This window comes from Saccharothrix sp. NBAS 001 (assembly GCF_056640475.1).
The window spans coordinates 6,406,602-6,419,712 of sequence record NZ_CM153251.1; the positions used below are offsets into that span (position 1 = coordinate 6,406,602).

Consider the following 13,111-nt stretch of genomic DNA (forward strand, 5'->3'; position numbering starts at 1 on the left):
CCGGCCTATTCAACTACTCCACACCGACAATGAGGACGGCGCCGGGCTGTCCGCCTTGATACGCCGCCAGATCAACCTCCGGATGGGCGATGCGCAGGTACTCCTCCAGCACCTGGGCCAGCCCTTCCGGCGCGTTCTCGCCGAGCATCACGGTGACCAGTTCGCCGCCGCCCGCCAGCATCCGACCCACCAGGAGCCGGGCCAGCGGGCCGACGTCGGCGGGCCCGGGACCGGCCGGGGCGGGCTCGATCGCCACCACCTCGCCGTCGAGCATCCCGAGCAGGTCGCCGGGGCGGCAGCGGCCGATCCAGGTGATCGCCTCGCGCTCGGAGACCTTCACCTCGCCGCGCCGGGTCGCGGCGGCGGCCTCGGCCATCGCCACCACGTCGTCGCCGGGCCGCCGGGCCGCGTCGTGCACGGCCAGCGCGGCCAGCGCCTGCACCGGCGAGGAGGTCGGCACCACGACCACGTCCTGGCCTGCCTCGGCGGCCTGCGCGACCACGACGTCCAGCGGCGCGCGCAGGTCGGGGTCGCCGGGCAGCACGGTGACGTGCCGGGCGCGGGTGCTCACCACGACGGCCAGCAGGTCGGCCGGGTCGCCGGTGGGCTCGGCGACCACCGCGCCCTCGGAGCGGAACAGCTCCTTCGCGCCGTCGCCCTCGACCAGCACGACCACCGCCCGGTCGCGGACGAACCGGGGGGCCTGGGCGGCGAACTGGTCGGCGAACCGGGCGACCGTGATCCGGTGCGGCCGGCCCTGCTCGACGCCCGCTTCGACGGCCGCGCCGATGTCGTTGCAGTGCACGTGGACGGTCCACAGCCCGGCGCCGTCGCCGACCACCGACACGCAGTCGCCCAGGGCGGTGAGCCGCTGCTTGAGGGCGTCCGCGTCGGGCGAGCCGTCCAGCAGGTACATGACCTCGTACTGGTACTCCGACGACCCGGCCTCGCGGGCGGTGGTGAGGGCTTCGGCGGTGCGCGCCGGGCTCGGCCGGGCCGGGGGTTCCAGCGGCTGCCCGGTGATCACCGCCGCGAGGGTGTCCAGCAGCACGACCAGGCCGCGCCCGCCCGCGTCCACGACGCCCGCGCGGGCCAGCACGGCCAGTTGGCGCGGGGTGTCGGCGAGCGCCTCGGCACTGGCCCGCGCGGCGGCGGTGACCACGTCGTCCAGGGCGTCCGAGCGGCAGTCGCGGGCCGCTTCGGCGGCGGCGTGCAGGACGGTCAGCACGGTGCCGGGCACGGGTCGGGAGACCGCGGCGGTGGCGAGTTCGTCGGCGCGGCGCAGGGCGTTGCGGATCGACTGGCCGCCGGCCGTGGACGCACCCTGCGCGGCCTCGGCCAGGCCGCGCAGGACCTGGGACAGGATCACCCCGGAGTTGCCCCGGGCACCGGCCAGCGCACCCCGGGCGAGGGCCGCGAGCGCCTGGCCGACGGAGTCCGCGGGGGTCCTGAGCAGCGAGTCCTGCGCGGATCGCATGGTCTGCGACAGGTTGGTGCCGGTGTCGCCGTCGGGCACCGGGAAGACGTTGATGCGGTCGATGTCGTCGCGGTTGGCGTCCAGGGAGCGGACACAGGCGTCCGCCCACTGGCGCACCGCGACCGCATCGAGTACCTGCATGGCCGGGAGGGTATTCGACCCGGTTTGGTGGCGTCGCAGCCGACCGGCTACCCTGACGAAGTTGCCATGCCCGGCTGAGGCTTGTGCACGCTTGCGCGCCCGCCGGGGCGTGAGTACCGAAGGACAAACCTTAAGGAGTGGCTGACGTGGCTGCCGTGTGCGACGTCTGTGGCAAGGGGCCGGGCTTCGGCAAGTCGGTCTCGCACTCCCACCGGAAGACCAATCGCCGGTGGAACCCGAACATCCAGACCGTGCGCGCGAAGGTCTCGCCTTCGCAGCGGCAGCGGCTGAACGTCTGCACCTCGTGCCTGAAGGCGGGCAAGGTGGTTCGCGGCTGAGACCGCGTTCGGTTGAGCGTTGCGGAAGGCCCCTGGAACCCGTTCCAGGGGCCTTCCGCCGTTCCGGGGTTTCGGGGAGGCTTTGCGGTGCCGCGCGCGGGTGCGTGCGCGGTCAGCCGCGGGTGTCCACGGGAACGGCGGGCAGCGTGTCGCGAATGGTGGTGGAGATGTCCTGCAACGGGCCTGTGCCCGCGTCGGACGGCACGGTGAGCGCCACGTACGCCGGGCGGTCCACGACGTACCAGGTGGCGTTGCCGCCCTCGGTCAGCACCAGCCACTGGACGTCGGAGATGCCGCGCAGCTCCGAGGTCGGCTTGAGGTCGGCGGGCCGGTCGAGGCCGCAGCGCAGCACGATCGGCTCGTGCTTGGCGTCGCCCCACGCCACCGCACCGGCCGGGGCGGGTGCCGCCAGGTCGCGGCGCGACAGCGTGGCGCCGTTGGACACCAGCTGCATCGGCAGCTTGCTCAGCAGCGCCTTGCAGTCCGCCGACTCGGCGGCGGGCGCGGGCACCGGTACGAGGGCGAGCGGCCCGGAGCGGTCCGACGTGGGGTCCGCGGCCTCGTCCTGGCCGCCCGCACCGAGGAACAGCCCGGCGGCCGCCACGCCCGCCGCGAGGAGCGCCGGCAGGCCGATGGCCACGGCGAGCAGCGGTCGGGGCAGTAGCGACGTGGGTTCGGGTTCCTGTGCCACCCGGCTATGACAGCACGGGCCTACAGGTGGACCACCGGGCAGGTCAGTGTTCGGGTGATGCCCTCGACGTTCTGGATGCGGGCCACCACGAGCTGCCCCAACTGGTCGACGGTGTCGGCCTCGGCGCGGACGATCACGTCGTACGGGCCGGTGACGTCCTCCGCGGTGGCCACGCCGGGGATCCCGGAGATCTCGGCCGCGACGGCGGCTGCCTTTCCGACCTCGGTCTGGATGAGGATGTATGCGTGCACCACGGCGTGCCCCTTCGTCGCGACAGGTTAGGTCGGGGTAGGAACGTGGTCAGCAACGTACCCCAGTTGGGGTTCCGAATGCTCAGAACGGGAGGCAATCTTGCGTCCGGAGCCGCCGCGAAACGCGGACACGGTCGCTGAAGTGGGTGAGTTCGGTCTCATCCGCCGGGTGACGGCAGGTCGGACGCAGCCGCCCACCACCCTGCTCGGGCCCGGTGACGACGCGGCCGTGGTGGCCGCGCCGGACGGGCGCGTGGTGGTGTCCACCGACGTGCTCGTGGAGGGTGTCCACTTCAGACTCGACTGGTCGTCTCCCGAGCAGGTGGGCCGCAAGGCGGCGGCCGTGAACCTGGCCGACGTGGCGGCCATGGGCGCCCTGCCCACGGCCCTGCTGATCGGTCTGGCCTGCCCGCCGGACACGCCGTCCGCCGTGGTCGAGGGCATCACCGCCGGGCTGTGGCAGGAGGCCGCCGTCGCGGGCGCGGGCGTGGTGGGCGGGGACATGGTGTCCTCCGCGACACTGGTGATCTCCGTTACGGCGCTGGGCGACCTGGGCGGCTACGAGCCCATCACCCGGTCGGGAGCCCAGGTGGGTGATGTTGTCGCGGTGTGCGGACGGCTGGGCTGGGCGGCCGGCGGACTGGCCGTGCTGGGGCGCGGGTTCCGCTCGCCGGTGGCGGTCGTCGGGGCGCAGCGGAATCCCGAACCCCCTTACGCCGCCGGGCCGCAGGCTGCCGCGGCGGGGGCGACGGCGATGATCGACGTGTCCGACGGGCTGCTGGCGGACCTGGGGCACATCGCGGAGGAATCGGGCATCGGCATCGACATCCGGACCGAGCTGCTGGAGGTCCACCCGCGACTGCTGGACGTGGCGTCCGCGCTCGGCGCCGACGCGCGGCACTGGGTGCTGACCGGCGGCGAGGACCACGCGCTGGCCGCGACCTTCCCGGAGCCGGCCGCGGTGCCCGACGGGTGGCGCACGATCGGCACGGTCCGGCACGGCGGCGGGGTCACCGTGGACGGTCGCGGGTACGAGAAGCCCCCTGGCTGGGAGCACTGGCGCTAGGTAACCTGATCGGTGTGGAAATATTCACGCGGGCGTATGACCATCCAGACTCGGTCAAGCTGATCGCCGAACTCCAGCAGGTGTTCGTGGTGCGCTACGGCGGCGAGGACGACACGCCGGTCGACCCGGCGCAGTTCGCCGCGCCGCTGGGGCACTTCGTCGTCGGCTACCTCGACGGCGCGCCGGTCGCGTGCGGCGGGTGGCGTGCGCACGACGAGGCACGCCACTCGCTGCGCGCCGGCGACGCCGAGATCAAGCGGATGTACACGACCGATTCCGCGCGCGGCAAGGGTTTGTCGCGGGAGGTCCTGGCCGAGCTGGAATCGTCGGCACGCGCGGCGGGCCGCACCCGGATGGTGCTGGAGACCGGGCGACCGCAGCCGGAAGCGATCGGGCTCTACCGGTCCAGCGGGTACGAGCGGATCGACAACTTCGGCTACTACCGGGAAAATCCCGACAGCCTCTGCTTCGCGAAAGAACTGTAGGAGGACCGCGGTGGCGATCTACGCGTTGGGCGATTACGAACCGGTGATCCACCCGGACGCGTACGTGCACCCCGATGCGACCGTGATCGGTGACGTCCGCATCCACGCGCACGCGTCCGTGTGGCCGCAGGCGGTGTTGCGCGGCGACTACGGCCGCATCGAGGTCGGCGCCCGCACGTCCATCCAGGACGGCACGGTCGTGCACTGCACCGAGGTGCACCCGACGCTGATCGGCGAGGAGTGCGTCATCGGGCACAACGTGCACATCGAGGGCGCGACCATCGCCGACCGGTGCCTGATCGCGTCGGGATCGGTGGTGCTCAACGGTTCCGTGGTGGAGACGGGCGCGATCGTCGGCGCGGGCGCGGTGGTCTCCTTCAACGGCCACGTGCCGACGCGGGCGATGGCGCTGGGCGTGCCGGCGAAGATCCGCGAGGGCTACGTGGTGCCCGACGGCGCGTGGCAGTTCGCCGTCGACAAGTACGTGGCGAACATCTTGACCTACCGCAAGGACCTGCGTCGGCTCGACTGAGATAAAGTCCCCGATCGTGGCACGTCCGCTTGAGGAAGTCATGGAAGCCGGCTGGGCGCAGGCACTCGCGCCGGTCGCCGATCAGATCGCGAAGATGGGCGAGTTCCTCCGCGAGGAGGTCGCCGCCGGCCGCACCTACCTGCCGGCCGGCGAGAACGTGCTGCGCGCGTTCCAACAACCGTTCCACGGTGTGCGCGTGCTGATCGTCGGTCAGGACCCGTACCCGACACCGGGGCACGCGGTGGGTCTGAGCTTCTCGGTGTCGCCGGAGACCCGGCCGATCCCGAAGAGCCTGATCAACATCTACCGCGAGTACGTGGAGGACTTGGGGCACCCCAAGCCCACCAACGGCGACCTGACCCCGTGGACGGAGCAGGGGGTCCTGCTGCTGAACAGGGCGCTCACCGTGCAGCCGGGCAAGTCCAACTCGCACCAGGGCAAGGGGTGGGAGGCGGTCACCGAGCAGGCGATCAAGGCCCTGGCGGCCCGCGAGGAACCCCTCGTGGCCATCCTGTGGGGCCGCAACGCCCGCAACCTGAAGCCGGTGCTGGAGCCGTTCCCGTGCGTGGAGTCGGCGCACCCGTCCCCGCTCTCGGCGGCGGCCGGCTTCTTCGGTTCCCGCCCGTTCAGCCGGGCGAACGAACTGCTGGTCCAGCAGGGTGCCGAGCCCGTCGACTGGAAGCTCCCGTAAGACGCCCGCGGCGCGTGCCGTCGTGGCACGCGCCGCCCGATCCCGCCTTCCGCCGGTGCCGCCGGCCGTGGCCGGGCGGCACCGGGGACGTCAGCGCAGTCCGGTCCCCCGCGCGAGCGCGGTCTCGACCAGCGTGGTCAGCAGGGTCGGGTAGTCGAGGCCGGTCTCGGCCCACATCCGCGGGTACATCGAGATCGGGGTGAAGCCCGGCATGGTGTTGACCTCGTTGATGACCAGTTCGTCGTAGTCGGTGACGAAGAAGTCCACCCGGGCCAGGCCCTGGCAGTCCAGCGCCTTGAACGCCGTCACGGCCATCTCGCGCAGGCCCTCCGCCACCCGGTCGTCCAGCTTCGCCGGGATGTCGAACTCGCACACGTCGTCGAGGTACTTGGCGTCGAAGTCGTACCAGTCGACCGCGCCGCCCACCACCCGCAGCTCGGCCGGCAGCGACGCCTCGACCCGGCCGTCGGGGAACTCCAGCACGCCGCACTCGACCTCGCGCCCGGACACCGCGGACTCGATGATCACCTTCGGGTCGGTCTTGCGCGCCAACGCGATCGCGCTGTCCAGGTGGGACCAGTCCACCACCTTGGAGATGCCGACCGACGACCCCGCGCGCGCCGGCTTCACGAACACCGGCAGGCCCAGCCGCTCGCGGTCCGGCTCGGACAAGGTCTCCTGGTCGCGGCGCAGCACCGTGAACTCGCCGACCGGCAGGCCCACGCCGCCCAGCAGCCGCTTGGTGAACTCCTTGTCCATGGCCACCGCCGACGCCAGCACGCCCGGCCCCACGTACGGGATCGACGCGAGTTCCAGCAGACCCTGGACGGTGCCGTCCTCGCCCCACGCGCCGTGCAGCACCGGGAACACCACGTCCACGTCGCCCAGCACCTCGTCGGGCGTGACCGGGACGAGTTCGCCGCCGGACGCGGGCACCAGGGAACCGACCGTCGGCAACTGGCGGTCGTGCACCTCCAGCGCCTTGGTGTCGTCGGCGCCGACCACCCAGCGGCCGTCGTCGTGCGTGATACCCACGGGCACCACCTCGAACCGGTCCCGGTCCAGGTGCGGCAGGATGCTGCCGGCGGACAGGCAGGAGACCATGTGCTCGCTGCTGCGCCCGCCGAACACCACGGCGACCTTGGTCTTGCGTCGTGTCATGGTTTCCGACCCTACCCGGATGGCTCAACGGGAGAGCCCAGGAGTTCTGCCAGCACGGGCAGGGCGGCGGTGAGCTGGTCGCGCGAGCACGCGCCGTAGCCGATGGCCACGCCGAACACCTTGGGCCGCGCGGCGTGGTGGCGGCCCAGCCCGTCCAGCCGGAGCCCGCGCGCCTCGGCGGCGGCCAGCAGGTCGCGTTCGGCCTGGGCGTCGGCCAGCAGCACGACCACGTGCGCGCCGGCGTCGTCGCCCAGCACCGACACCCCGGCGGCGGCCAGCGCGGAGGCCACCAGGGCTCGCCTCTCGGCCAGTTCCCGGCGGAGTTTGCGCAGGTGACGGCCCAGGTCGCCGGTCCGCGCGAGTTCCACCAGCACGCGCTGCCCGGCGGCGGAGGGCGCGGTGCCGGTGCGTTCGCGGTGGGCCAGGATCTCGGCCCCGATCGGTTCCGGCGCGACCATCCAGCCCGCGCCCAGGGTCGGCGTGAGGATCTTGCTGGTGGTGCCCAGGTGCACCACGACGTCCGGGGCGAGCGCGGCGAGCAGCGGCAGGGGCGCGACGTCGTAGCGCAGTTCGCCGTCGTAGTCGTCCTCGATGACCAGCCAGCCGTCGCGCCGGGCGCGTTCCACGAGGGCGACGCGGCGCGCGGCGGACATCCGGCCGCCCATCGGGTACTGGTGCGCGGGCGAGCAGTAGACCCCGCGCACCCCGTCCGGCACGCCGTCCACCAACAGCCCTTCGGCGTCCACCGGCGCTTGGACGACCTTGATCCGCGCGGACCGCAGCGCGCCCACGGCCCGCTGGTAGCCGGGTTCCTCCACGGCCACCACGTCACCGGGCTCCAGCACGGCGGCGGCGATCTCGACCAGCGCGGCGGTGGTGCCGCCGGTGGCCAGCACCAGTTCTTCGCGCAGCCCGCCGCGCACGGCCAGCCCGCGGTGGCGCAGCAGGTGCTCGGCCACCACCGCGCGGTACTCGGGCAGCCCGCCGCGCTGGGGCCGGAACAGCGGCAGCGAGTCGGCCGCCGCGCGCCACGCCCGCCGCCACGCGGCCCGGTCGAGCCCCTCGGCCCACGGCGCGCCGGGGGCGAAGTCGATCACGTCGGCGGCGGGCCGGGGCGCGGCGGCGCGGCGCGGCCGGCCCTTGAGCGAGCCGGGCGGGGTGGTCGTCACGTAGGTGCCCGAACCGTGCCGGCCGGCGATCCAGCCCTCGGCGTGCAACTGCTCGTATGCTGCTGCCGTCACGGTGCGGCTGACGCCGAGCCGCTCGGCCAGCGCCCGGGTGGACGGCAGCCGGTCGCCGCTGCGCAGCCGCCCGTCGCCGGCCGCCGCGCGCAGCGCTTCGGCGAGCTGCACGGCCAGCGGCTCGGCCGACTCGCGGTCCAGCGTCACGGGCAGCGCGGTCTCGGCCAAAGTGGCCTCCTCGGATAGCTCGGAATTGGCACTTGAGGAAGGCCACTTTACCCGTGATGCTGGCCGCATGACGTTGTCTCCGACGCCCCGCAGCACGATCAAGCGCGGCAGCAAGCGCGCCGTGACCGAACGGGACGCCCTGCACGCCGTGCTCGACGCCGGCCTGGTCTGCCACCTCGCGGTGGTCGTGGACGGCGCGCCGCTGGTCCTGCCGACCGGGTACGGCCGCGACGGCGACACCATCTACCTGCACGGTTCCACCGGCGCGCGCAGCCTGCGCGAGGCCGCGACCGGCGTGCCGGTGTGCGTCGCGGTGACCCTGCTCGACGGTGTCGTCTACGCGCGCGCGGTGTTCGACTACTCCATGAACTACCGCGCCGCCGTCATCCACGGCACCGCCGTACCGGTGACTGACCCGGACGCGAAGCTGCACGCCCTGACGGTGCTCACCGAGCACCTCGCGCCCGGCTCCTGGGACTACTCCCGGCCGCCCACGGCCAAGGAACTCGCCGCGACGTCCGTGCTCGCGCTCGACCTCGCCGAGGCGTCGGTGAAGATCCGCACCGGCCCGCCCGGCGACGAGGACGAGGACGTCGCCGCCAACGAGAGGTGGGCGGGCGTGCTGCCGCTGCGCACGTCGTGGGGCGAGCCGGAACCCGACCCGCTGCTGGTCGGCGACTGGGCCGTGCCGCCGCACGTCACCGCGCGGCGGTAGCCCCGTCGACCGGGTCGTACCGGAACGGCCGCATGGTGCGCCCGCCGTCGCGGTAGACGTGGATCGTGACGGCCGGGTCCGGCCCGTCGTTGCGCACCTGGTGCACGTAGTCGGGGCCGAACACCCGGGACTGGCCGGCCGTCAGGTGGTGCAGCACCTGGGTCCGGCCGGGTGCCACGATCTCCGTCAGCGAGCCGCTGACCAGCGTGAACGCCCCGGTGCTCGATCCGTGGTCGTGCAGGTCGGTGTGCTGGCCGGGCAGCCAGCTCATCAGCCAGATCTCCTGCTCGTCGGTGCGCTCGACCAGCGCGCTGTAGCGGCTGTCGGGGTCGTAGCGCAGCAGGTGGGCCCAGCGCTCCCGCCGTGCCGCCGTGTCGAGCGCGATCCGCACGGGGTGCAGCGCGGCGTGCGACTGGGGCAGGGCGATCGTGTTCTCCGGAACGGCGAACATGGTTCCTTCTCGGGAGGAATGTGCGGTTGTGCGGGCGTCACGGGCCCGCGGGACGCAGGTCGATCACCGAGAAGGACAGAGCGCGCTGGCCGCCAGGCCGAGGTCGATGTGACCCCGACCGGCGTTGATAGCGCGGGAAGACATGCCGGAAAGACTGGCAGGGCCGCTCCGGTGGAGCAACCGCGTCCCACGAATTGGAACGGCCGCCACCCGTCAGAGTGAACCCAGCACGTCGGCCACGAGATCGGCGGTGTCCTCGCAGCCCGCGGACAGCCGGACCAGCCCCTCCGGCACCGGGTCGCCCCACTGCGCGCGCCGGTCCAGCGTGGTGTGCAGCCCGCCGAAGCTGGTCGACGCGGCCACCAGCCGGGACCGCTCCAGGAACGCCGCCACGGCCCCGGCGTCGCGCAGCACGAACGTCAGCACCCCGCCGAACCGCCGCATCTGCCGCGCCGCCACGGCGTGCGCCGGGTCCTCCGGCGCGCCGGGCCAGCGCAGGCCGGTCACCTCCGGCCGGTCCTTGAGCGCCGCGTGCAGCGCCGCCGCGTTCTCCGCCTGCCGGGTCAGCCGCAGGTCCAGCGTGCCCAGGCCGCGGTGCGCCAGCCACGCCTCGAACGGCCCGGGGATCGCGCCGCCGACCGTCCGCGCGGCCCGCACCCGCTCCGCCAACGCGTGATCCACTGTGGACACGTGCCCGAGCAGCACGTCGCTGTGCCCGGCCACGGCCTTGGTGTCGCTGCTCACCACGGCGTCCGCGCCGAGTTCGAGCGGGCGCTGCCCCAGCGGCGTCGCGGTCGTGTTGTCCACCGCCACCAGCGCGCCCACCTCGTGCGCGGCGGCGGCCACCGCGGCGATGTCGCACACGTCCAGGCCGGGGTTCGACGGCGACTCCAGCAGCACCAGCCGCACCCCCGCGAACGAGGGGTACGGCCCCGCCGTGGGCGCCTCGACCACCGTCACGGGCATCTCGGCGACCAGGTTCCGGGTCAGGTAGTAGCCGTCGGAGGGCAGCACGACGGTGTCGCCGGGCCGCAACACCACCCGCAGGAACGTCGAGATCGCCGCCATCCCGGACGGGAACAGCACCGCCTCGCCGCCGTCCAGCGAGCCCAGCGCGCCTTCGAGCGCGCGCCACGTCGGGTTGTGCGAACGCCCGTAGGTGTCCTCGCCGCCCAAGTGGTACGCCGACGCGAACACCGGCCCCGCCAGGAACGGCTCCCCCGCTCCCGTCGACACCGTGTGCACGACCCGCGTGCCGTCCCCGTACTCCGAACCGACGCCCTGGCTCACTGCCGTTCCGCCTTACGCTCTCGCCCCAGCAACGCCGTGGTGAGCGCGCGTGGGTCCAATCCGTCGTGGCACACCCGGTGCACGCCGTCCGTGATCGGCATGTCCACGCCGATCCGCGCGGCCAGTTCCCGGATCGACGAACACGACTTCACGCCCTCCGCGACCTGTCCCTGCGCGGCCTCCTGGGCCTGCGCCACCGTGTCGCCGCGCCCCAGCCGCTCCCCGAACGACCGGTTGCGCGACAGCGGCGACGCGCAGGTCGCCACCAGGTCGCCCAGCCCGGCCAGGCCCGCGAAGGTCAGCGGGTCCGCGCCCAGCGCCGCGCCCAGCCGGGCGGTCTCGGCCAGGCCGCGGGTGATGATGGAGGCCATGGTGTTGTCGCCGAACCCCAGCCCGGCGGCCATCCCGCAGGCCAGCGCGATGACGTTCTTGCACGCGCCGCCCAGCTCGCAGCCCACCACGTCGACGTTGGTGTAGGGCCGGAAGTAGGAGTTCGAGCACGCGTGCTGGAGGTCCACCGCCCGGTCGTGGTCGGTGCACGCGATGACCGTGGCGGTCGGCTGCTCGGCCGCGATCTCCTTGGCCAGGTTCGGCCCGGAGACGACCGCGACCTGGTCCTCCGGCACGCCCGCGACCTCGCGGACCACCTCGCTCATCCGCTTGAGCGTGCCCAGCTCCACGCCCTTGGCCAGGCTCACCAGGGTCGCCCCGACGGGCAGCGCCGCGCGCCACTCGGCGAGGTTGGCCCGCAGCGTCTGGCTCGGCACGCCCAGCACCACGGCCCGCGCCCCGGCCAGCGCCTCGGCCGGGTCGTGGGTGGCGGTGAGGTTCGCGGGCAGCACCGTGTCGGGCAGGTAGCCGGAGTTGACCCGGGTCCGGGTGATCTCGCCGGCGACCTCCGCGCGCCGCGCCCACAGCACGACGTCCGTGCCCGAGTCGGCCAGCACCTTCGCGAAGGCCGTGCCCCACGACCCCGCGCCCATCACCGCGACGCGCTCCACGTCAGACCTTCTTCGACGAGTAGAAGCCCTCGGGCGCGGTCTCCTGCCGGATGTCGGCCAGCAGGGTCTTCACCTCGCCCATGAGCACGTCGGTCACCTCGCGCAGCACCGCGATGGACTGCGGCTTGGCGCGGTGCTCGGCCAGGTCGACCGGCGCGCCGACCCTGGTCACCACGGTCTTGCGCGGGAACGGCCGGAACTTCTTGCGGTAGTGGTCGTAGAGGTCGCGGGTGCCCCAGCGGGCGGCCGGGATGATCGGCACGTCATGCTCCAGCGCGAGCCGGGCCACGCCGGTGCGCGAGGTCATCGGCCAGCCGTCCGGGTCGCGGGTGATGGTGCCCTCCGGGTAGATGACCACGACCAGGCCCTGCTCCAGGGCTTCGTGGGCGGCGCGCAGGCTCTGCTGGGCGTCGGCGGTGCCGCGGTAGACCGGGATCTGCTTCGCGCCCTTGATGACGGTGCCGAGCACCGGGACGTTCCACAGGCTGTGCTTGGCCAGGAAGTGCGGCACCCGGCCCTGCTTGTGGGTGAACACCGCGTCGTAGACCGGGTCCAGGTGGGACACGTGGTTCATCACGACCAGCGCGCCGCCGGTCTTCGGGATGTGCTCCACGCCCTCGTTGCGCCGGCGCGCCATGAGCGCGGTCGACGGGTAGAACACCGCCGCGGCGAGCCCCACCCAGAATCCGCCCTTCTCCCTGCCCACGTGTTCTCCCTCTCGTCACCCGCAGCCCGCCTGGAGTCTTCCCCGCTACGGGCGGCGGGGTCCAGTCGACATCGGGGAGTATGGCTGTGTGCGTGCCGATGTGGACTTGGTGGTGCCGGTCAAGACCCTGCACCGGGCGAAGACGCGGCTGGTCGGGGTGACCGACGACCGGCCGGCGCTGGCGCTGGCGTTCGCCCTGGACACCATCGCCGCGGCGGTGGCGGTGGTGCGCGGCGTGCTGGCCATCACGGAGGACCCGGCGGTGGCGGCGGAGCTGCGGGCGATGGGGGTCGAGTCGATCCCGGGCCCGGAGGGGCTCAACGAGGCGCTCCGGTTCGGCGCGGCGGTGCTGCGCGGGCGTGATCCGGGGTCGGTGGTGGGCGCGTTGCAGGCCGACCTGCCCGCGCTGCGCAGCGACGAGCTGAAGCTGGCGCTGGACGCCGCGGACGGGCGCTCGTTCTGCCCGGACCGGCAGGGCACCGGGACGACGCTGCTGCTCTCCGCGCCCGGCGGGGACCTCGACCCGAGGTTCGGCGCGGGGTCGGCGCAGGCGCACGCGGCGGACGCGCGGGCGTTGCTGGGGCCGTGGCCGTCGCTGCGCAACGACGTCGACACGGCGCAGGACCTGGAACTCGCGGCCGGCCTCGGGCTCGGGCCCCGGTCGGCGGCCGTGCTGTGCCCGGTGGGCGGCTGAGGACCGCCCACC

At 73.6% G+C, this 13,111-nt stretch carries 16 protein-coding genes; 7 read left to right on the plus strand and 9 right to left on the minus strand.

Translation table 11 applies throughout. From position 1 onward, the window contains the following. Positions 1-13: 13 nt before the first annotated feature. Positions 14-1,618 carry a DAK2 domain-containing protein gene (locus AC0HI0_RS27430; RefSeq protein WP_480926383.1) on the minus strand — a complete coding sequence of 535 codons (1,605 nt, stop codon included), beginning with the start codon at positions 1,616-1,618 and terminating at the stop codon, positions 14-16. A gap of 146 nt (positions 1,619-1,764) precedes the next feature. On the opposite strand from AC0HI0_RS27430, the gene rpmB reads away from it, so the two are divergent. Beyond that, on the plus strand, positions 1,765-1,956 hold the full coding sequence (gene rpmB / locus AC0HI0_RS27435; protein WP_360734839.1) for a 50S ribosomal protein L28: 192 nt from the start codon (positions 1,765-1,767) through the stop codon (positions 1,954-1,956). A 112-nt stretch (positions 1,957-2,068) separates the two neighbouring features. Here rpmB and AC0HI0_RS27440 read toward each other — a convergent pair whose 3' ends face one another. Continuing rightward, positions 2,069-2,647, minus strand: coding sequence for a DUF3515 domain-containing protein (locus AC0HI0_RS27440; protein ID WP_480926384.1), 579 nt, complete (start codon positions 2,645-2,647; stop codon positions 2,069-2,071). 20 nt (positions 2,648-2,667) lie between these two features. After that, entirely contained in the window at positions 2,668-2,901 is a 234-nt protein-coding gene (locus AC0HI0_RS27445; RefSeq protein WP_015104517.1) for an Lrp/AsnC family transcriptional regulator, read from the minus strand. 97 nt (positions 2,902-2,998) lie between these two features. Here AC0HI0_RS27445 and AC0HI0_RS27450 point away from each other — a divergent pair, with 97 nt between their 5' ends. Genes AC0HI0_RS27450 through AC0HI0_RS27465 form a run of 4 tightly spaced genes read left to right on the plus strand, consistent with a single transcriptional unit; the run spans position 2,999 to position 5,672 of the window. Then, positions 2,999-3,964: a thiamine-phosphate kinase gene (locus tag AC0HI0_RS27450; RefSeq protein WP_480926385.1), complete on the plus strand. Its 966-nt coding sequence runs from the start codon at positions 2,999-3,001 to the stop codon at positions 3,962-3,964. A gap of 14 nt (positions 3,965-3,978) precedes the next feature. Continuing rightward, positions 3,979-4,449, plus strand: a complete 471-nt coding sequence (locus tag AC0HI0_RS27455; RefSeq protein ID WP_480926386.1) for a GNAT family N-acetyltransferase — start codon at positions 3,979-3,981, stop codon at positions 4,447-4,449. 10 nt (positions 4,450-4,459) lie between these two features. Then, complete coding sequence (locus AC0HI0_RS27460; protein ID WP_480926387.1) at positions 4,460-4,981, plus strand: gamma carbonic anhydrase family protein; 522 nt, start codon at positions 4,460-4,462, stop codon at positions 4,979-4,981. A 13-nt stretch (positions 4,982-4,994) separates the two neighbouring features. Next, a complete protein-coding gene (locus AC0HI0_RS27465) occupies positions 4,995-5,672 on the plus strand; it encodes a uracil-DNA glycosylase (protein ID WP_480934404.1) in 678 nt (225 codons plus the stop codon). Positions 5,673-5,762: 90 nt separating this feature from the next. Here the strand turns inward: AC0HI0_RS27465 and AC0HI0_RS27470 are convergent, their stop codons facing one another. Both AC0HI0_RS27470 and pdxR read right to left on the minus strand, forming a co-directional pair. After that, positions 5,763-6,833, minus strand: coding sequence for a D-alanine--D-alanine ligase family protein (locus AC0HI0_RS27470; RefSeq protein ID WP_480926388.1), 1,071 nt, complete (start codon positions 6,831-6,833; stop codon positions 5,763-5,765). 11 nt (positions 6,834-6,844) lie between these two features. Continuing rightward, positions 6,845-8,242, minus strand: a complete 1,398-nt coding sequence (gene pdxR / locus AC0HI0_RS27475) for a MocR-like pyridoxine biosynthesis transcription factor PdxR (protein ID WP_480926389.1) — start codon at positions 8,240-8,242, stop codon at positions 6,845-6,847. A gap of 67 nt (positions 8,243-8,309) precedes the next feature. On the opposite strand from pdxR, the gene AC0HI0_RS27480 reads away from it, so the two are divergent. Next, positions 8,310-8,957, plus strand: coding sequence for a pyridoxamine 5'-phosphate oxidase family protein (locus tag AC0HI0_RS27480; protein WP_480926390.1), 648 nt, complete (start codon positions 8,310-8,312; stop codon positions 8,955-8,957). Here AC0HI0_RS27480 and AC0HI0_RS27485 read toward each other — a convergent pair. The 4 genes from AC0HI0_RS27485 to AC0HI0_RS27500 form a co-directional block, all read right to left on the minus strand. Then, the gene (locus AC0HI0_RS27485; protein ID WP_480926391.1) at positions 8,941-9,408 is read right to left on the minus strand and encodes a cysteine dioxygenase; all 468 of its coding nucleotides are present in this window, start codon (positions 9,406-9,408) and stop codon (positions 8,941-8,943) included. The two genes, AC0HI0_RS27480 and AC0HI0_RS27485, sit on opposite strands and share 17 nt — an antisense overlap. Positions 9,409-9,621: 213 nt before the next feature. Then, positions 9,622-10,698 (minus strand): cystathionine gamma-lyase, encoded by a 1,077-nt coding sequence (locus AC0HI0_RS27490; RefSeq protein ID WP_480926392.1) that lies wholly within the window; start codon positions 10,696-10,698, stop codon positions 9,622-9,624. Beyond that, entirely contained in the window at positions 10,695-11,681 is a 987-nt protein-coding gene (locus AC0HI0_RS27495; protein WP_480934405.1) for an NAD(P)H-dependent glycerol-3-phosphate dehydrogenase, read from the minus strand. The genes AC0HI0_RS27490 and AC0HI0_RS27495 overlap by 4 nt, the downstream gene beginning before the upstream one ends. A 19-nt stretch (positions 11,682-11,700) precedes the next feature. After that, positions 11,701-12,405 carry a lysophospholipid acyltransferase family protein gene (locus AC0HI0_RS27500; protein WP_480926393.1) on the minus strand — a complete coding sequence of 235 codons (705 nt, stop codon included), beginning with the start codon at positions 12,403-12,405 and terminating at the stop codon, positions 11,701-11,703. A gap of 88 nt (positions 12,406-12,493) precedes the next feature. Here AC0HI0_RS27500 and cofC point away from each other — a divergent pair, with 88 nt between their 5' ends. Further along, the gene (gene cofC / locus AC0HI0_RS27505) at positions 12,494-13,099 is read left to right on the plus strand and encodes a 2-phospho-L-lactate guanylyltransferase (protein ID WP_480926394.1); all 606 of its coding nucleotides are present in this window, start codon (positions 12,494-12,496) and stop codon (positions 13,097-13,099) included. Positions 13,100-13,111 lie beyond the last annotated feature (12 nt).